The sequence below is a fragment of the Bacillus sp. 05T31 genome (assembly GCF_056396725.1).
Genome location: NZ_JBFTMA010000080.1, coordinates 1 through 19,834 on the forward strand (window position 1 = coordinate 1; position 19,834 = coordinate 19,834).

The window sequence follows — 19,834 nt, forward strand, 5'->3', positions numbered from 1 at the left end:
ATAAGGGAAGAATACAATATTTTCCGCCTTGGAAAATGCTTTGTAGAAAGGAAGAAACTGCATGCCTATTATTTTAGAAAAAGGTCAAAAGATCGATTTAACGAAAGGACAACCAAAAGTAGCAAAACTACAGGTTGGCTTAGGCTGGGATCCAATTGGGCAATCAGGTGGGTTTCTGTCTTCTTTATTTGGAAGTAAACCAAGTGTAGATTGTGATGCATCTGTTGTTATGTTAGAAGGGGATCGTTTTTTAAACAAAAATGATTTAGTTTACTTCGGCAACAAACTTTCTACTTGTGGTAGTATCATTCATTCAGGAGATAATTTAACAGGTGAAGGCGCTGGTGACGACGAAACAATTTTCGTAGAATTACATAAAGTTCCGAGCCGTATTAATCGTTTAGTATTCGTTGTAAATATTTATGACTGTGTAAATCGTCGTCAAGATTTTGGGATGATTCGCAATGCATATATTCGTATTCAAAACCCACAAACAGGTGAAGAATTAGCRCGTTATAACTTGTCAGATAATTAYGCTGGCAAAATGACTTTAATTGCAGGKGAAATGTAYCGASAYGGAAACGAATGGAAGTTTTCAGCARTKGGAGAAGGAACACAAGATAAAAAYTTAAGTGAGATTGTATCACGTTACCAATAAAATAAAACAAGGAGGAATCGTATATGGCATCAATTTCATTGAAAAAAGGACAAAAGGTAGACTTAACAAAAACAAATCCAGGTCTTTCGAAAGTTCTTGTAGGACTTGGTTGGGATACGAATCGTTATGACGGACAAAACGATTTCGATTTAGATGTTAGTATCTTCTTAGTAGGTGCTAACGGTAAAGTTTCAGGGGCAGAGGATTTCGTCTTCTATAATAATCCAAAAGGTGCGAATGGTGCTGTAGAGCATTTAGGAGATAACCGTACAGGTGAAGGTGAAGGCGACGATGAAACAATTAAAATAGACTTAAAAAATGTTCCTGCACATATCGAACGTATTTGCTTCACAATCACAATTTATGATGGAGAAGGCCGTAGCCAAAACTTCGGACAAGTTTCTAACTCTTTCGTACGCATTTTGGATGAAGAAAAGAATGCAGAATTAATTCGTTACGATTTAGGAGAAGATTTTTCTATTGAAACAGCTGTAGTAGTAAGCGAATTATACCGTCACGCAGGTGAATGGAAATTCAATGCAATCGGAAGTGGATTCCAAGGTGGATTAGGTTCTCTATGTAATAACTTTGGTTTAGATGTAGAGTAATAGATTTATATATCCATCAGTGAAACGCGTATTTACTGCTGGATATATTTTTTGAAATTAAAATATAGAGGTGAATATATATGGTTATTCAATTGCAAAAAGGACAGAAAATTGATTTAGCTAAAACAAGCCCAGGTTTATCAAGAGCAGTAATTGGTCTTGGATGGGATACTAAATCTTATGATGGTGGATCTGATTTCGATTTAGATGCATCTGCCTTTTTATTAGATGCGAACGGGAAATGTACGAAGGAAACTGATTTTATTTTTTATAATAATTTACAGTCTCCTTGTGAATCAGTTTTACATACAGGAGATAACCGTACAGGTGCAGGTGACGGTGATGATGAGCAACTTGTTGTCGATTTGAAAAAAGTTCCAGCAGATGTTCATAAAATTGCTATTACAGTTACAATTTATGATGGTGAAGGCCGTAATCAAAACTTTGGACAGGTTGCAAATGCATTCGTTCGTTTAGCAAATGAAGAAACAAACGAAGAAGTTCTTCGTTTTGATTTAGGGGAAGATTTCTCCATTGAAACAGCAGTTGTCTTTTGTGAATTATATCGTCATAATGGACAGTGGAAGTTTAGTGCAGTAGGAAGCGGATTCCAAGGTGGATTAGGTGCGCTTGTAAAAGCGTATGGCTTGGATGCATAAGAAGGGAAACGACATTCGTTTCCTTTTTTTGACCTTTCTATAAATCTAGCAAAGAATAGGGGATAAAGGTAAGATGAGTATTTTGCAAGGAATCCTTGATACGTATGCTCAGTTTTTCGACTTGGACATGTGGATTAAAGTGTTACAAGATCCAGTATCTTGGGGGTTAATAGGTACACTTGTTGTACTTGAAGGGTTATTATCTGCTGACAATGCACTTGTGTTAGCGGTAATGGTAAAACATCTTCCAGAAGAAAAACGAAAAAAAGCATTATTCTATGGACTGATTGGAGCTTATGTATTCCGTTTTATTGCAATTGGAATCGGAATGTTCTTAATTAAATTGGCGTGGGTAAAAGTGTTAGGTGCACTTTACTTAGCTTGGCTGTCAATTAAATATTTCATTGATAAAAGAAAAGGCACTTCAGAAGAAGAAGAAGCCCATGGTATGAACCAAAATAGTATTCTCTTCAGAATGTTCGGTGTTTTCTGGGGAACGGTTGCGATGGTTGAATTAATGGATATCGCATTCTCTGTAGATAGTGTACTTGCTGCRTTTGGTGTATCGAATGAAGTTTGGATTTTACTATTAGGTGGAATGCTCGGTATTTTAATGATGCGYGGTATYGCTGGYGTATTCTTAAAATTGTTAGAGCGTATTCCAGAACTTGAAACGACAGCATATATTTTAATYTTAATTATTGCAGCAAAAATGCTACTGTCTGTCATTCATATTGAAGTAAGTCATACGCTGTTCTTTATTATTTTAGTTATAGCGTTTGGAGCAACATTTATACTTCACTACATGAAGAATTCTGGAYAAGCAAAAGAAGAAGTTGCAGCTACTAAAAATGAACATAAATAGTTGAAATGGGTTTGCTCGTTATGCGAGCGCCCATTTTTTATAACTAAAAATAGTTTATAATAGAAGAGAGACTTTATAAAAAACGTAAATGTTTTTGGAGGTGAACTGTTGTGTTTTCACGTTTTACACTTCAACCATGTGCATTAAAAGATGAATCAGATTTAAAGCAATTTGAAGCGCTTTTAGAAAAACGCCCACAATATGAACTGACAGAGAATGAGATGAAATTTAGTTACATAGCAAGTCGCATTCTTGGTGTTCCTAATGATGTAGATGAATATTTCAATGGACTATTTGATTATAGTGAAGCAAAAGGGATCGAGATTTTGCATGAACAAAATTTAAATAAGGTGATTGATCCCGAAAAACTGCGCCATATTCAAGAAGTTTTTGCATTACATCAAGAAGCGCCGAATGGACTTACAGTAAATAGGCTTGTAGCACATTTGTCTGGAAAACAACTATTACCGCAAGTAGACAATCCTGATTTACAGCATTATATACATACGACGTTTATTTCTGTATTGAAATTGTATGAGAAACAACATAATCAATCTTTAAAAACAGAAGGATTCCGGCGTTTCTTAATCGATATGATTAAATTAAGTGAAAATTACGTAGCGAAGTGGTTCTCTACGATTAATTATAAGAAACAAATGCCACGTATCGTTTGGTACGGTGATGCGACGGAGAGTCGTATATATTTCTTATACTTTCTTATTATGCTCGGCTGTGATGTGCTTTATTATCACCCAGAAGGAAAAGATGGATTTGAGAGTGTAGATGAGGAAGGAAAGACCTTTGTCGTATCTCATTCAGGACGTATTTCATTGGAACCATTTCCTGATCGGCGTCGTGAACGCGTCGCAACAGTAGCTTATCAAGCTTCAAAAGAAATCGAGCAAGTACTTCACCACGATAATTCATTATTATACAAACCATGGCAATTCCGTTCGTATACACCTGTAGCCCGTACGCTCAAAACAACGTACGATGAACTCTTTTTAATTACGAAAGAAAAGGCATTTGTACGTCCAACATTCTTTGTTGAAAATAAGCATATTTATATTCCTTCTTTATTTGCAAAAATATCAGGCGTTTCAAAGAATGATAAAGAATATTTTCAGCGATTAAAGGCTGTTACATCATTTGATAACAGTTTATTAATTAATACATTCCCGTTTACGAAAGAACAAAAAGCRAATTTCCAATATCATTATCGAGATGCATTGGACCGCGGGGGRAAGTTACATCCGGATTTAATTATGAACAGCCATTGGTGGCCRCATAAGCGTTTACCAGAAGGATTACAACATGGTATTGCAGAAGCAATSATCCATACGTGYGAAAGTGAAATGTGTAAACCAATTGCGAAAGAGACGAAACAAGATGTAGCRCTGTATGTTTTCGCACAAMTYTCTCAAATACCACCGAACATTTTAGAGCAGCTTGAGAAATTTGATTATTCGCAAGAAGTACCGAAAATTGTTATATTTAATAATGAGAAGAGCGGAGAATTAAGTCGTTCTGATGCTGTGTTATTACTATTTTTAAATCAAATTGGAGTAGATGTATTCCACTTTAATCCAACGGGGAGAAACGATATTGAACCGTATATTTTCGCTGATCAAATTTTACATACAATGTCTTTATCGAAAGTAGAAGACTCTGGTGAATTATTAAAACAGCTTGGTAAAATTATGGACAGATTTGATAGTAAAGACTTTGCGGAAGAGAAAAGTGGGTTCTTCTCACGTATGTTCAAAAAAGCAGATAAAATGATTGAACAAATCTTTAGTAAGTATCAGACGATGGGTCGCGAAATGGATAAAGTATACGTAGAAATTACGAAGTATCAAGATGAAATGAAAAAATCAATTGGTACGTTAGATGGTTTATATGAGCAAAACTTAAAGTATTATTTAGACTTAGAAAAATACGTAGTAGCAGGGGAAATGTTATTAGAGCGTTTAAATACAGAGTTAGTTCCGATGTACGAAGAGCGCATACGTAATAATGATCAGTTAGCAGGTATTGAATTAGAATCGCTTAAAAACTCTGTTGAAATTTTAGAACAACGTATTGATGATTTAGAAAAAGCTCGTATGGTCGCTCTATTAACAGCACCACAAATTCGTATGATTCAACGCGGTAACAATAAATTAATCGGTAAAATCAATACAGCATTTATTACAACGATTCCTATCTTTAAAAATGGTATCATTCAAGCGGTAAATGCGAAACGTCAAAAGCTTGTTGCGGACTCTATGGCTGAACTTGATCGCCGTACAAATGAATTACTTAAGAAAAATGCACAAAATATCGCAACTCAAAGTGTGGAAGTAGCGAGATTATCAGGTTCTTCTAGTATTAAGATGGAAACACTTGAGGAAACTTGGAACATTATTTCAAGAGGTATGCAAGAAACACAACAAATTGAAGAGCAAAATAAACGTGAGCGTGAAGAAAGTCGTAAGCGTATGGCTACATTAACAGAGAATATCAAAAAAGAATTACAAGGATAAAGTGAAACTTTAATCAGTGGGAGATGTTCATCTCCCGCCTAACTTCTTTGCTCTAGCCGAATTTTGAGGTGGGAGTCTTACTGCACGGCAAATAGCGGGATAAACAAAAAGGCAATGAGGAATATTCCTCATTGCCTTTTATTTTCTCTTAAATAATTTAATGATTTCATTCACAACAAGCGGAATGATACTTAACAAGAGAACAAATCCCCAATCTCGCATTGTTAATGCATGCACACCAAATATATTGGCAAGAGGTGGGATGGAGATGATACACACTTGCATAAGAACACCGATTAGAAGTGAGAAGACTAAATATTTATTTGTAAATATCCCAATTGAAAAAATTGATTTCGTTCTTGAACGTAAGTTAAATGAATGAACGAGTTGAGAAAAACTAAGAACGACAAATGCCATCGTTTGAGCGTGTAATAGAGCGTCTTCATCAATTTGATCTGGGAAGAGAGGAAATAAATTTGTATCTCCTGTATAGAGCTTTGCCCCAACGATAAAGGCTGTTAAAGTAAGAAGTCCAATTACAACCCCATTGAAAATAAGAAAAGGAACGCTGCCGCTAAATAAGCTTTCTTTCGCATGTCGTGGTTTTTCCTTCATCACATCTGGATCTTCAGGATCAACACCGAGTGATAATGCAGGTAGTGTATCTGTAATTAAATTTACCCATAAAATGTGAATAGGGCGTAGTGGTGTTGCCCAGCCGAGTAAAATAGCTAAAAAGAGAGCTATAATTTCGCCGAAGTTACAAGAGAGTAGGAAGAGAATAGACTTTTTAATATTACGATAAATATTTCTTCCTTCTTCAACAGCTYTCACAATAGATGAGAAGTTATCRTCTGTTAAAACTACATCTGCTGCGCCTTTTGCGACATCTGTTCCTGTAATTCCCATTGCTACTCCAACATCTGCTTGTTTTAAAGATGGAGCATCATTTACACCGTCACCAGTCATGGAAACGATATTTCCTTTAGCACGTAATGCTTTTATAATCTTCACTTTATGTTCTGGAGAGACCCTAGCGAATACATTTAAGTGATTAATTTTACTTGCTAGTTCTGTATCTGAAATGGTATCTAATTCAGTTCCAATCATAATTTCAGATATTTCTTCAGCAATGCCAAGTTCTTTGGCAATTGCAAAGGCGGTATCCTTATGATCACCCGTAATCATAACTGTGCGAATACCAGCCTTTTTACATTCTGTAATTGAATCTTTTACTTCTGTACGTGGTGGATCAATCATACCGACAAGACCGATAAAGATGAGATTTTCTTCGAGATGATTTATATCCATATCGTTTAAATCGTATCGTTTATATGCGAATGAGAGTACTCTTAAGGCTTCTTGCGACATTGATCCGGCAGCTTCTAATATTTGATTTTTATCAGAATCTTTTAGGACCTCAAGTTTATTATTTATAAAGATATGGGTACAGTGAGGTAAAAGTTTATCAATAGCACCTTTCGTCATGCTATAGTAGCCTTCATCGTACGTATGTACAGTTGACATCATTTTACGATCAGAATCGAAAGGCAATTCGTTAACACGTTCATGTTTATTTTCTAAATGATCTTTTTGAATGTTAAAAGAGCTTCCGGCAACAAGAAGGGCAATTTCTGTAGGATCCCCTGTTTGTGAGTCGGCACCGTAAGAGGCATCGTTACATAAAACCATATTTTCTAATAATAGACGGTTTGCATCATTATTTACATTCAAATTTTCTAGCTGGTCGTATGTGYKATCACTATAAAAGTGAGTAACGGTCATTTTATTTTGMGTTAAYGTACCTGTTTTATCTGAACAAATAATTGTGACAGAACCGAGAGCTTCAACAGCTGGTAGTTTACGAATGATAACGTTTTGTTTAATCATACGCTGAACACCAATTGCAAGAACGATGGAAACGATAGCTGGTAAGCCTTCTGGAATGGCTGCAACAGCTAAACTAATTGCGGTCATAAACATTTCTAACGTATCCCGGCCCTGTAAAAAACCGATGAGAAACATAGTAGTGCAAATAGCTACAGCGACAAATCCTAAATATTTTCCTACTTGTGCTAAGCTTTTTTGAAGTGGTGTCATATCATCGTCTGCTTCATGTAAAAGGGTAGCGATCTTGCCAATTTGTGAGTTCATCCCAGTTTCAACAGCAACACCGATGCCACGTCCGTATGTTACTAACGTCGACATAAAGGCCATGTTTTTTTGATCACCTAATGGTACTTGCTCATCATTTTGCATGGAAGGGTGGTAGACTGCATCTTTATCGACAGGGACAGATTCACCAGTTAGAGCAGATTCTTCAATTTTTAAATTCGCAGTTTCGATAAGTCGTAAATCGCAGGGGATATACCGCCCGGCATCAAGCATGACGATATCACCTGGAACGACGTGCTCAGATGGRATYTCTTTTAGTTCRCCRTCKCGYTTTACGATAGCTTTAGGTGTYGCCATYTTYTTYARTGCTTCTAAAGCCTGTTCTGCTTTTGATTCTTGGATGACACCGATAACAGCATTTAAAACTACAACGAGCGCGATAATACTTGCATCGGCCCATTCACCTACAAAGGCGGAAATAAGGGCAGCAATAATAAGGACATATACGAGGACGTCRTTAATTTGGGCGAAAACGCGCTGCCATAAAGTACGTTTTTGTTTGGTAGCTAATTCATTGTAACCATATTGCTTTAAACGTTCATTTACGATTTTATCTGTTAAACCGTGTTGTTCATTTGTTTCTAGGTCGATTAATGTTTGATTTTTCGTCTTACTGTACCAATTGCTCATAAGTAAGCACCTCCAGTAAAAACAGTTAGCAATGGTAGTGTGGCAATTTTTTTAGAGTAGTATGTATGGAGAAAAAATCTAAGGTGAGGTTCTACTTTCATTGTACAGTAATTTAGAATGTGAGGAGGAAAAGAGGGGAGTTGTCATGAATTTGTTGAAATTAAAAGAGCCTCTATTTATGAGGCTCTTGGTTATTTTTTAATTAATGTACCTAACTCTTCTGTAATAGCTTGCATTTCACTAATACTGAATGTTTCACGTTTCATAACGTGCTCATAAATGTCACGTAAGTCCTCGTACATCTCTTCGTTAAAACTAGCAGCTCTCATTGCTCCAGCATTAACCATGCGTAATTTTTCTTTAATAGCTTCTACCATATATTCAACGTTTGCTTCTGATTTTACGGATAAATCCACCGAAGTGTCCCCCTTTAAAATAACATAAGGTTATCTTAACATTTTTTTATCATTTTCGTTAATGAAACTTTTCAATCCTATTAAATTAGTAGGGATTTCCTTTATAATTAATAATTGGTTGTTTATACTATATAAGTATATGGTAAGAAATGCACCAAGAAGGGAAGAAACAAAAATATGGTCCGAGTATTGTTTGTTTGTCTTGGGAACATTTGTCGTTCTCCAATGGCAGAAGCGATTTTTCAAGACCTTGTCGTAAAAGAGGGACTCGAAGAGAAAATTGTCATTGATTCTGCAGGAACTGGAGATTGGCATATTGGTCATCCACCACATAAAGGAACACAAAAAATTTTAAAAGAAAATGAAGTCGCTTTTGAAGGAATTAAAGCAAGGAAAATAGAAAAAGAAGACTTAACAAAGTTTGATTATATTATTGCCATGGACAACAAGAATATAGCAGATTTAAAAAGTTTTGGTAAAACTGGAGGCTATATTGGTAGACTGTCCGATTTTGTTCCAGACGGTGGCTGGACAGACGTTCCTGACCCTTACTATACAGGGAACTTTCAAGAAGTGTATGACCTTGTAACAGAAGGGTGTGCAAAGCTATTAGCTTTCATTCGAAATGAACAAGGAATATGAGGAAACTTAGAAAGTAATACTTTCTAATATAAGAAATGAAAGGGTGAAGGAATATGGCAAAGAAAAATAATATTGCTCGAAACATTGCGATTGGTGTAGCTGCAGGTGTAGCTGTATCTATGTTAAAGAAAGAAAACCGTGAAAAAGTAAAAAAYACGGCAGAAAAAGCAAAAACAAAGATGATTGAAATTGGTGAAAATGCGAAGATAAAAGAAAGAGTGCAAACTGTTACAGATAAAGGACGCGAACTTGCTGATTTCAATGTAGTGAAAGCGAAAGTAGCAGAAATYAAAAAATTGACRCCGTCTGTTGTAGARACGTTAAAAGAAACGAAAGAAATTTTTAGTAAGAAAAAAGTTGAGCGAGAAGAAAAGCCAGAAACGATTGAAATTCAAGCTGTATCTCCAAAGGTAGATGAGCTTAAAGCAGAAGAAGAGCCGGTAGTTGCTGAAGATGGCGGTATGAAAGAAGCACGTGAATTATTTATGAAAGACTCAAATGCAGAGGAAAAAAAAACTGAAGCGTACATTGAGTTAAAGCAAGATAAAGAAGAGAAGAAAAGCGTTTAAACATATATGAGAAAAATTTTAGAAAAAGTGAGAAGAAATCGTACGTTTTCGTTTGGGAAAGATTTATATGACCGGACGATGCGCGATGATGTAGCGGGCTTGGCAGCACAGCTCGCTTATTTCTTCTTGCTTGCGATTTTTCCTGGGCTTGTTTTCTTAATTACGCTTCTTGGCTTTATCGACCTTCAAACAGAAAGTGTGCTCAATTTATTAGAACCGTACGTACCGGAAGATGCAATGAACTTAATTGAAGTAAACGTAGATAAAGTTGTAAACGAACAAAATGGTGGTTTATTATCATTCGGTTTACTATCGATGTTATGGTTTGCTTCAAACGGGGTGAATGCGGTTATGAACGCTTTTAATCGCGCTTATGATGTAACAGAAACCCGTTCCTTTATTAAAACAAGAGCTTTATCTATCGTGTTCACGTTAGCGATAATTTTTATGATTGTGTTTGCACTAATCGTCCCAGTATTTGGACAAGTGATTGGGGCAGCCGTGTTTAAAGCAATTGGTTTATCGGATAGTTTTTCTTATGTTTGGAGTATTACGCGTTTAGTAGCAAGTTTCTTTGTCTTAATCGCTTTGTTTAGCTTTTTATATACATTTGCGCCTGATCGGAAATTAAAGCGAAGAGAAGTCATATCGGGAGCAATATTTGCTACTGTAGGATGGATTGTGGTATCGTACTCATTTGCTTATTATGTAGATAAGTTTGCGAATTACGCTAATACATATGGTGGTCTCGGTGGTATCATTATTTTAATGTTATGGTTTTACTTAACTGGGTGGGTAATTTTACTTGGCGGTGAAATTAATGGCTTACTCCATCATTATAGAACGGGTGACAATAATTCCCGTAATGAAAAATGAGCTCTTGTTCCATAATAAAAGGGAACAGGGGGGATATTTCATGAGTAATAATAAAAAGAACCACAATAATAAAAGTAATAATAAACAAAAGAGCAGTTCGCATCCAAAGCATAAAACGAGCAGTAGTGCGAACGGTCACAATAGCTACCATTAAAAAAACGGGTCCTTTATCAGGGACCCGTTACTTATTTCCTTTTAATAATCGTAAGCCATTCAAGATTACAAGAATGGTACTTCCTTCATGTCCAATAACACCGAATGGAAGAGCTAAAAACTGCAAGAAATTAGAACAAATCAGCATTGCAATGACAGCTAAAGAGAAGATAACGTTTTGCTTCACAATACGGTTCATTCGTTTTGATAAACGGATTGCTTGAGAGAGACGAGATAATTCGTTTTTCATAAGAACAACGTCTGCAGTCTCTAATGCTACGTCTGTTCCTTCACCCATTGCAACACCAATACTAGAAGTAGCGAGTGCAGGTGCATCGTTTATACCATCTCCAACCATGGCGACTATGCCGTACTTTTCTTTTAACTGCTTTATCGTTTCAACTTTTGTTTCCGGTAAACATGATGCGTAATATTCTTTTATATTACTTTCATTGGCAATTGCTTTTGCTGTTTCTTCATTATCACCAGTAATCATGATTGCTTCGACACCAATGCTTTGCAAATCACGAATAGCCGCTATCGTTTCTTGGCGAAGGGTATCTTTTAAAGCGATCAGTCCAAGAATACCATCCTCATCACTAATATAAACGACAGTTTTCCCCTCTTTTTCAAGTGAAGCAGAAATGCCATTATGAAATGTCTTTGTTTCTTCTCCAATAAAATCAGCTTTACCAATTTTATAAGATTTGTTTTCTAATATTCCTTTTAATCCAAAACCAGTTACATCTTCAACGTTTTCTGGTTTTTTTATCGTAATGTCGTAAGCATGTTTTGCATATTTAACAATCGCTTCTGCTAAAGGATGTGTAGAGTGACTTTCAATCGCTGCTGTAATAGAAAGTACTTCACTTTCTGCTATGCCTTCTCGAACATATACATCTGTTACAGTAGGTTTTCCTTGTGTTAATGTTCCTGTTTTATCAAAGGCAATCGCCTTTACTGAAGCTAGACGTTCTAAATGAATACCACCTTTAAAGAGAATACCGTTTCTCGCTCCGTTTGAAATTGCTGATAAAGTTGCCGGTGTAATGGCTGCAACTAGCGCACAAGGAGAAGCGACTACAAGTAAAATCATCGCGCGATAAAACGTTTCATTCCAACTCCAATCAAGTAAGAAATGAGGAACAAACATCATAAGCGCAACAACAAGTAGTACACCTTTTACGTATGTTCCTTCAAATTTTTCGATGAATAGTTGTGATGGTGATTTTTCGCTTTGTGCACTTTGAACGAGACGAATAATCTTTTGGAATAATGTTTGATCGCTCGGCTTCGTAATTTTAACTTCAATAGCACCACGTAAATTTACAGTGCCGGCAAATACTTCATCGCCGAATTTTTTCTCATTCGGAATGGGTTCTCCTGTAATAGCAGCTTCATCAATATTTGTTTCACCAGTATGAATTGTGCCATCAGCAGGAACACGCTCACCTGGCTTAATTAAAATAATATCGTTAATTTGTAATTTTTCAACTGGAACACGTTCCTCAATTCCGTTTGAAATACGTAATGCTTCTTCAGGTTGTAGATCAAGAAGCGCTGAAATTTCTTTTTGGCTTTTACTTAATGTATAAGATTCCATTGCTCCGCTTAATGCAAAGATGAAGATTAAAATAGCACCCTCTGCCCAGTAACCAATAACTGCGGCACCGATAGCTGCAAAAATCATGAGCATTTCAACATTTAGCTCTTTCTCTTCAATTGTGTCTTCAATACCTTCTTTCGCTTTTGCAAATCCTCCAATTACATAAGCAAGGATATATAAAGTAATACCTGCACTTATTGCATTATTTTTTGTGAATAACCAACCAGCTAAAATAAAAATACCAGATGCGATTGCAAATATAAGTTCATAATGTTTCTTTAATGTATCCCATAAAGAGGGATTAGAAATATCTTTTTGTGCTTGTAATGTTTTTACTTCTGCGTTCATTAATACTCGCTCCTTCCGAATTCTTATTGAGAAAAAGAATCAAAATCGAAACCCCTATAAAACGACGAAAGCTGCCATCCATAATGGATAGCAGCATTTCTGTTGAATCTGATTTTAATAGTTATTATGTTGTAATTATTCTATAGTATAGCATATGTTTTTCTTAGATGATATGTTTTTGTTTTAGTATAAAGTGAAACTTTAATTAGTGGGGGTTTTGTTCATCCCACGCTGATTATTAGCCCTCGCCAATCGGGCTTTTACTGCCCGGCGAATAGCGGGATAAACTGAAAACTTGTGTTTTCGCATTTCCTTTGGTATATATGAATATTGTTCATAAAAAGGTCGGAAAGGAAGACATCAAGTTGAAGACAGAGAAATTTTTTACCCATCCGATTGGCGTGTTTATTGCTGCAATAGTAGCAACATTTTTATGGGGAAGCGCATTTCCCTTTATTAAATTAAGCTATGCTGAACTTGGAATTCAGCCACAAGAAGTCGGGGAACAAATATTATTTGCTGGCTATCGCTTTTTCTTATCTGGTGTAATGCTCTTATTATTTTTTAAAGCGTTAGGAAAAGATATGAAGTTCAAAAAAGGAACAGGAAAGCAGTTAGTTCAAATTGGCTTGTTTCAAACTTTTCTTCAATATATATGTTTTTATATTGGAATGAGTTACAGCTCAGGAATTGAAGGAGCGATTATTTCAGGAACATCATCATTCTTTCAAATTTTACTCGCACACTTTTTATATAAAGATGATGCTCTAAATAGGCGAAAAGTAATTGGAGTAGCTATCGGTTTTTGCGGTGTGATTTTAGTGAATGTACCGAGTGATGGAAGTTTATCATTTCATTTTGGAATAGGTAGCTTATTACTTCTTGGGGCAGCCATGATGTATTCGTATGGAAACATATTAGCGAAAGAAGGTAGTAAAACATTAGATATTGGGTATATGACAGCATATCAGATGATTTTCGGATCAATTGGGTTGCTATGTATAGGTGCATTTCAAGTTGGAATGATGCCATTCACATTTAATCTACATGCAATACTTATGCTCATATATTTATCGTTCTTATCAGCAGCCGGATTCTGTATATGGAATACAATTATGAAGTATAACAAAGTAGGGAAAGTCTCGATGTATATGTTCTTTATACCAGTGTTTGGTGTACTACTATCAAGTCTAATTTTAGGGGAAGCAATCCATTCCTTTGTACTATTTGGTTTAGCATGTGTCGCAGCGGGAATTATTGTAGTAAATCGTAACCCGGTTAAAAAGAAAGTTGAGCAAGAAAAACAAGTAGCATAGAGAACAGAAAAACGATTAAAATGGAAGAACAGTATTGTTCTTCTTTTTTTACATAGAAAAAGGAGAACGTGATATATGTAACGAAAAAAGATAGAATAAAGCATTTATTGAGGAGAACATATTATGAATGTACTTTACATTGTGTTAGTCGGGCAAATTATTCTTTTTTTAATGGGAGCAATTTATGCAATAGGACAGACGAAGAGAACGAGAAATAATATGCCGTTACCTTTAGCAGTTCGTCTTATTCTTAGTTTTTCTTTAACAGGAAGTGCAATTTGGATATGGTTACAAGATCCATCGGCTGAGTACAGTACGTGGGTTGCACTCGGTATGACTTTATCAACTGTAGGGGATTTATTTATGGCAGGATTAATTCCAATTGGTCATCGATTAATTGGAGGAATGGTTACTTTCGCTCTTGCACATTGTTTCTATGTGAAAGCATTTTTACAAACAGGTATTTCATGGAATGGTTTTTGGATCGGTTTATTCGTATACGGACTCTTTCTAATTATAGGGTGGTTTTTCTTTATTCGAAATGAAAAACAAGACAAACTTTTTACAATAGGCGCTCTAATTTACGGTTTGTGGGTTGGAGGAATGRCATGTTTTGCATTCGCCTTATATTACGAGAATATAGGAATATGGTGGATACCAGCACTTGGTGGTTTACTGTTTGTGATTTCTGATTTTATTATCGGCGTGACAGATATCGGAGGGCGCAAACTGAAGTATGAACCGCTTTGGATTTGGTTTACATATGTCGCAGCGCAGATGTGTATTGTATATGYAGGATTATAAAAAGATACTCTCAAAAATAGTTGATARACTATTTTGAGAGTATCTTTTTTATTGCTATGCTATTATATTTGTTTGTTTAATTTGTGCAGTATCTTATACTTTCTAAGCATAAATTTCATAGGAAAAGTCCTGTTTGATAGATGGAAAACATAGTATATAAAAATAGTGAATTTATAGGGATTATTATTTTTATATTTGTAATATTCTAATGTTATAATTCAGAATTTTGTGGAAATTAACCAGCCGGAGTACTTATAATAAAAATAAAAAGAAGTAGGAACGGCTTAGGGCTCATTGATAGAACAGAAGTATTAGGAAAGTTCATGGCGATATATTATCCATTTGAACATGTGAAAATTGTAGATTAAAAATAAGAAAAACCAAGCGAATTAGTTGCTTGGTTTTTCTTATTTAAACAGTTGGTGTTTTATTTATCCCGCTATTTGTGGGCAGTAAAACTCCCACCTCAAAATTCAGGTGGAGCAAAGAAGCTAGGTGGGAGATCAACTGCCCGTAAACGCCCGATTGGTGCGGGCTAATAATCAGTGGGGGATGAACAAAAACCCCCACTGATTAAAGTTTCACTTTATTGTTTCTTGTGAAGCAATATTTTCATTGTTTTGATCGATATTTAACATGAATTTTCGTTGTAACAATTGCAATTTAAAGAGTGTTAAAGGATCATGATAAGTTTCTGGGTTTGTTCTTAGCTTTGTTAATGTTTGCTCATCTTCTTGTATTTCAAGTTGGGCCGCTTCTACGGTTTGTTTCAATATGCTAAGAGGGTCTTTAAAGAACATCATGATATCCCGTTCTAGCGCACCTTCAAATACTTCAAATTGAAGGAAGAATTGTTTTGAAATCATCTGAGCAACTTCTGTATAATCTTCTGTTTCAATATATTGTTTATATTTATTTGATAGCATAGATTGATTTTTTTGCATATTACCGAATAATTTCCCTGCACTCTTTAAGAAAAATTGTGTCGGTGTAAAGCGTAATAAAATATTGATGTTAGCTACTGTAATTCTATTCGTCATTCTTGCAACATCTCTATCCCAGTCATCTAGTAATTTGAAATCACAAGGAAGTTTAATACGCTCTTCCTCATAGAGCTTATTAAAGGTATCGCTCATTTCATCTAAATAAGCTTGAGCTTGAATGAATTCATTATGAGCAGTTTCAATCCATTCTTGAATAGACCCAGTAAATTTAGGAAGAAGCACTTGCTGTACATGTTTTTGAATTCTTTCATTCATTGCTACATTGAGTTCTTCATGGACCAGTTTGAAATCACTATCTTCTTGAACGAGGTCAGAGCAACTCTGCAACAATTCAGGAATTTGAGAATGTATATCCTGCGTAATCTCTTCTTTCGTTAAGAGATAAGATTCTGTAATAGAACGAATTTTATCTTTTTGAATGGCAGTAAGATTATTAATAAAACCATCAAGTTTTACTAAAATATGTTTATTCCAGCGAACGGATTTCACTAACGTATTTTCTAATTCCACACGTTCATTTACAAGGTATGCAATTGTTTTTTGGATAAACCATAATAATTTTTCAATGCGTTCTTTTTCCACGTTACGCTTAGTAAGGTTAGAAAGAATAGAGTCTGTTACGTTACCTAGCTGTTCACTACTCTCTTGTGAAGGAGAGTAAGGGAAAAAGTGTGCTTCTGGGAAATGTACGAGTATTTTCTTTTTAATGCTGTTCGTGATATTTTCACTAGTATTCGTATCAATTGTTTGTAAGACGAATTTAATTTGTAAATTTGGTACTTGCTCACGAATATATAATAATGTATCGAGCTCTTCATCATGTAATGGTGAAGCTGAATTTAGGACATAGATGAGACTATCTGCTGCCTGTAAGTATTCAAAGTGAGAGCTRTTTTTGTCAAGTTGTCCATGCACAGTAGGTGTGACAAGGAATGAAAACTTATTTTTTCGTAAAAATCTACTTGGTAATTTAACTTCAATACATTTTCTTTCTAGTTTTGACTGAGAAGGTACCGCTAGTATGTTATGAAGTTCGTCAAAGTTTGGTATATTTCGTATATCTAGTTCTGTAAGCTCAGTTATTTCAGTTTGACTATCATCTTTAAATGTAATTGAAGTTGTTATAGCCTCATTTAATATATTTTCTCCTAGTATAGAGTTAATAAAGGCTGATTTATCATAATCGCTAGCTCCTGCTACTAGAAGTTGTGTAACAGTTAAATCGTATAACTCACGAACAAGTAGTGTGAATTGATGACCTAAATCTACATCATTCTTCTCAGCCCATACAGCAATCGTTTCAAATAATGCTGATACGTCTGCCATATCAACATTTGCATGAGCTGATGTATTTGAAAGTAAGGCACCTGCGCTTTTTACGAGTAATGATTCTAGAGTTGTCGGTGAAACTTCATTCCATGCTAATACTGCTGCGGAGACAAGTAAAGAATCTTCCGCTCTCATTAAACTAAACCAATTTGTTAATAAATCTGGTACAAGTCCTTGTAATTCGTGCATGAAATGTTGTCCAGTAATCAATTCGAAGTACGTCTCTTGATAGCGAGTAGAAATTTCATTCCAATCGTCATGAGCATCTACTTCAACATGTAAGAATAGGTGATTTATTGTTTGAATCCAAGGGAGATGGAATGATTCATTTTCATAGCTGTTCCAAAGTGAGATAACAAGCTCTTTAAATTGAACTTGATCAATTGTATATAAGGCTTTTAAAGATTCATAGAAATACTCAGGTTTAATTTTTTTAGTAAAGCCTCTGTTCACATAATTGATTAAAGTATCGAACCAGTGTAATGATTTTGTTCGAATTCCTTCTTGAACAGCGAGTTCAATAGCATTATTCCAATCTTCTTGTTTTTCATAGAACGATCGAGCGATTGCAGTAATATTTGGATAGTCTGGTTGAAATGCAACAGCCTCGCTAATCGTCTTAAATGCTAGTCCTAAACGATTTTGCTCTATATAAAGGGAAAGAAGTTGTAGGGAAACTTCCATTGTAAGAGTTGTATCTTCTGTTTGGATAGATGTATAAATTTCTYCTGCTTTTGGCAAGAAATCTAATTCGAAATAAGCATCTGCAATATTCTTCATAGCCCAGAGAGCAAGTTCATTATTTACTTTCTCCCATTTGAATATAGCGGCTTCAAAGTCGTTAGTTTGAAAATAAACTTCACCTTGTGCAAAGCGAATATTAGATATRTTGGAGAATTCATTTTTTGATTCATTTATATATGCTTCACCGAGTACTTCCGCTACCGGAATGGAAGAGTCTTCTGTTAAAAATGTTTTATAGTAAATCTTTTGGATAAATTGTTTTTCAATGGTCATGTTCGTTCCCCCTGTATAATTTAGAAAAATGATGTTGTATGTAAAAGGGTGCATGTTACTCTAATAGGTAGAAGTTGCATTATATAGACCAAACTATGTTTTTGCTAGATATATCATTTTTCTTGAGAGTTAAACCGTTGCAAAAAGTAACTTCCCTTTATTGTAACAAAAAAATAAGCCTATGAATTTTTATTTTTTTATCTCGCTATTTATAGGCAGTAGGACTCCTACTCCAAAATTGAGCGAATGCAAGGAAGTTAAGTGGGAGACCTGCTGCCCGTAAAATCCCGATTGGTTCAGGCTAATAATCAGTAGGGATGGATAAAAAACCACCGATTAAATCTCTATTTAAGGAATGTAATAGAAGTAGAGTTCATTATAAAAACAATGTATAGTGAATATGTATACCATGTTTGTCTTAAAGATAGAATGGGCACAATATGGGATAACGATCGTGTATAGGATGTGTCTTCCGAATGGAACAACATATTGGCGAGTTAATCGCACATTATGGATATTTTGGAATTATTATAGCTTTAGCTGGCGGGATTGTTGGATTACCTATACCGGATGAGTTTTTATTGACTTTTATTGGATATAACATTTCAAAAGGAGTTATGTCAGGAACAGCTGCTTTTTTAAGTGGAATGGCAGGTGCAATGCTTGGCATTACATTAAGTTACATATTAGGTTTAAAACTTGGGCTCCCTGTTTTAAAAAAATATGGTCCGAAAGTTAGAATTAAGGAACATCATATTGAAAAAACACATATTTTATTTGAAAAATACGGTCCATTTCTTTTAATGATTGGCTACTTTATACCGGGAGTACGTCATTTAACAGCATATTTTGCTGGAGTTTCAAATTTAACATTGTGGCGATTTTGTTTGTATGCTTACGGTGGTGCACTAATTTGGATAAGTGTTTTTATTGGCTTAGGTTGGAAACTGGGAGAGAAGTGGCGCTTTGTTGAATATAGTTTACATCATTATGGAATATGGATTTTATTAGTTTCGGCAATTGTAATATTGATTGTGTGGATTTACATAAGGAAAAGAAAAAACCGCTAATAATAGCGGTTTTTTTAGCTGAAAGCAATAAATAATACACCAGCTGTAATAAAGACTACACCAATACCAGTCATAAAGTTTAACTTTTCACCTAATATAATCATCGCGAGAATAATGGAAAATACTACACTTAATTTATCGATAGGTGCTACTTGTGAAACTTTTCCTGTTTTTAAYGCAAGAAAATAAAATAGCCATGACGAAGCACCAGCGATTCCACTTAATGTGATAAATAGCAGTGCTTTTTTATTTAGGAGGACATCACCGATATTTTGAAATTTACCTTGTATAATAATAACTCCTACCATAAATAATGCCATAATAATAGAGCGAACCGTTGTTGCGACGTTGGCATCGATTCCATCTAAGCCAATCTTTCCGAAAATAGATACGAGGGCAGCAGCAATTGCTGATAATAGTGCGAATAATAGCCATGAACTCATAGTGAAACTCCTCCAATCTTACATTATTATACATGAAAATCATTCTCATGTATAAAAACGAAATAAACCCCCGCCCTATATTTTTAATAAGGTGGGGGTTTATTATACTACTCTGCTATTT

16 protein-coding genes and 1 pseudogene are annotated in these 19,834 nt (G+C 35.2%); 12 read left to right on the forward strand and 5 right to left on the reverse strand.

All coding sequences use genetic code 11. The features are described from left to right. Positions 1–61: 61 nt before the first annotated feature. The 5 genes from AC1DJR_RS07790 to AC1DJR_RS07810 all read left to right on the forward strand — a co-directional run bounded on the left by AC1DJR_RS07790 (position 62) and on the right by AC1DJR_RS07810 (position 5,315). On the forward strand, positions 62–658 hold the full coding sequence (locus AC1DJR_RS07790; protein WP_477002338.1) for a TerD family protein: 597 nt from the start codon (positions 62–64) through the stop codon (positions 656–658). 23 nt (positions 659–681) lie between these two features. Beyond that, positions 682–1,266: a TerD family protein gene (locus AC1DJR_RS07795; protein WP_002029588.1), complete on the forward strand. Its 585-nt coding sequence runs from the start codon at positions 682–684 to the stop codon at positions 1,264–1,266. Positions 1,267–1,346: 80 nt separating this feature from the next. Further along, positions 1,347–1,925 carry a TerD family protein gene (locus AC1DJR_RS07800; protein ID WP_429686979.1) on the forward strand — a complete coding sequence of 193 codons (579 nt, stop codon included), beginning with the start codon at positions 1,347–1,349 and terminating at the stop codon, positions 1,923–1,925. A gap of 73 nt (positions 1,926–1,998) precedes the next feature. After that, on the forward strand, positions 1,999–2,790 hold the full coding sequence (locus AC1DJR_RS07805; protein WP_477002339.1) for a TerC family protein: 792 nt from the start codon (positions 1,999–2,001) through the stop codon (positions 2,788–2,790). A 110-nt stretch (positions 2,791–2,900) separates the two neighbouring features. Then, positions 2,901–5,315, forward strand: coding sequence for a YceG family protein (locus tag AC1DJR_RS07810; RefSeq protein WP_477002340.1), 2,415 nt, complete (start codon positions 2,901–2,903; stop codon positions 5,313–5,315). Between the two features lie 138 nt (positions 5,316–5,453). Here the strand turns inward: AC1DJR_RS07810 and AC1DJR_RS07815 are convergent, their stop codons facing one another. Both AC1DJR_RS07815 and AC1DJR_RS07820 read right to left on the reverse strand, forming a co-directional pair. Then, complete coding sequence (locus AC1DJR_RS07815; protein WP_477002341.1) at positions 5,454–8,120, reverse strand: cation-translocating P-type ATPase; 2,667 nt, start codon at positions 8,118–8,120, stop codon at positions 5,454–5,456. Between the two features lie 191 nt (positions 8,121–8,311). Further along, on the reverse strand, positions 8,312–8,536 hold the full coding sequence (locus AC1DJR_RS07820) for a DUF1128 domain-containing protein (protein WP_002010236.1): 225 nt from the start codon (positions 8,534–8,536) through the stop codon (positions 8,312–8,314). 177 nt (positions 8,537–8,713) lie between these two features. Between AC1DJR_RS07820 and AC1DJR_RS07825 the strand changes: the two genes are divergently transcribed. From AC1DJR_RS07825 to AC1DJR_RS07835, 3 genes are read left to right on the forward strand one after another with little or no spacing between them, the layout of a single operon-like run. After that, positions 8,714–9,178: a low molecular weight protein-tyrosine-phosphatase gene (locus AC1DJR_RS07825; RefSeq protein ID WP_429686977.1), complete on the forward strand. Its 465-nt coding sequence runs from the start codon at positions 8,714–8,716 to the stop codon at positions 9,176–9,178. Between the two features lie 53 nt (positions 9,179–9,231). Next, entirely contained in the window at positions 9,232–9,747 is a 516-nt protein-coding gene (locus tag AC1DJR_RS07830) for a DUF4075 domain-containing protein (RefSeq protein ID WP_429686976.1), read from the forward strand. Positions 9,748–9,753: 6 nt separating this feature from the next. Next, positions 9,754–10,623 (forward strand): YihY/virulence factor BrkB family protein, encoded by an 870-nt coding sequence (locus AC1DJR_RS07835; protein ID WP_429686975.1) that lies wholly within the window; start codon positions 9,754–9,756, stop codon positions 10,621–10,623. Between the two features lie 181 nt (positions 10,624–10,804). Here AC1DJR_RS07835 and AC1DJR_RS07840 read toward each other — a convergent pair whose 3' ends face one another. Beyond that, on the reverse strand, positions 10,805–12,730 hold the full coding sequence (locus tag AC1DJR_RS07840; RefSeq protein ID WP_429686974.1) for a heavy metal translocating P-type ATPase: 1,926 nt from the start codon (positions 12,728–12,730) through the stop codon (positions 10,805–10,807). Between the two features lie 365 nt (positions 12,731–13,095). On the opposite strand from AC1DJR_RS07840, the gene AC1DJR_RS07845 reads away from it, so the two are divergent. From AC1DJR_RS07845 to AC1DJR_RS07855, 3 genes and pseudogenes are all read left to right on the forward strand, one after another. Then, the gene (locus tag AC1DJR_RS07845) at positions 13,096–14,046 is read left to right on the forward strand and encodes a DMT family transporter (protein WP_002125011.1); all 951 of its coding nucleotides are present in this window, start codon (positions 13,096–13,098) and stop codon (positions 14,044–14,046) included. Positions 14,047–14,169: 123 nt separating this feature from the next. Beyond that, on the forward strand, positions 14,170–14,850 hold the full coding sequence (locus AC1DJR_RS07850) for a lysoplasmalogenase (protein WP_477002342.1): 681 nt from the start codon (positions 14,170–14,172) through the stop codon (positions 14,848–14,850). A gap of 272 nt (positions 14,851–15,122) precedes the next feature. Then, positions 15,123–15,218: pseudogene (locus AC1DJR_RS07855) on the forward strand (signal peptidase I); the annotation flags it as partial. Between the two features lie 213 nt (positions 15,219–15,431). Here AC1DJR_RS07855 and AC1DJR_RS07860 read toward each other — a convergent pair. Then, a complete protein-coding gene (locus AC1DJR_RS07860; protein ID WP_477002343.1) occupies positions 15,432–18,200 on the reverse strand; it encodes a tetratricopeptide repeat protein in 2,769 nt (922 codons plus the stop codon). A 476-nt stretch (positions 18,201–18,676) separates the two neighbouring features. On the opposite strand from AC1DJR_RS07860, the gene AC1DJR_RS07865 reads away from it, so the two are divergent. Next, positions 18,677–19,270 carry a DedA family protein gene (locus AC1DJR_RS07865; RefSeq protein ID WP_002029574.1) on the forward strand — a complete coding sequence of 198 codons (594 nt, stop codon included), beginning with the start codon at positions 18,677–18,679 and terminating at the stop codon, positions 19,268–19,270. Positions 19,271–19,284: 14 nt separating this feature from the next. Here the strand turns inward: AC1DJR_RS07865 and AC1DJR_RS07870 are convergent, their stop codons facing one another. Continuing rightward, on the reverse strand, positions 19,285–19,713 hold the full coding sequence (locus AC1DJR_RS07870) for an EamA family transporter (protein WP_002029573.1): 429 nt from the start codon (positions 19,711–19,713) through the stop codon (positions 19,285–19,287). Positions 19,714–19,834 lie beyond the last annotated feature (121 nt).

Bases quoted from the DNA above. Each gene is read 5' to 3' on its own strand.
- AC1DJR_RS07800 (WP_429686979.1), top strand. From the start codon at position 1,347: ATGGTTATTCAATTGCAAAAAGGACAGAAAATTGATTTAGCTAAAACA.
- AC1DJR_RS07825 (WP_429686977.1), top strand. From the start codon at position 8,714: ATGGTCCGAGTATTGTTTGTTTGTCTTGGGAACATTTGTCGTTCTCCA.
- AC1DJR_RS07795 (WP_002029588.1), top strand. From the start codon at position 682: ATGGCATCAATTTCATTGAAAAAAGGACAAAAGGTAGACTTAACAAAA.
- AC1DJR_RS07865 (WP_002029574.1), top strand. From the start codon at position 18,677: ATGGAACAACATATTGGCGAGTTAATCGCACATTATGGATATTTTGGA.
- AC1DJR_RS07835 (WP_429686975.1), top strand. From the start codon at position 9,754: ATGAGAAAAATTTTAGAAAAAGTGAGAAGAAATCGTACGTTTTCGTTT.
- AC1DJR_RS07840 (WP_429686974.1), bottom strand. From the start codon at position 12,730: ATGAACGCAGAAGTAAAAACATTACAAGCACAAAAAGATATTTCTAAT.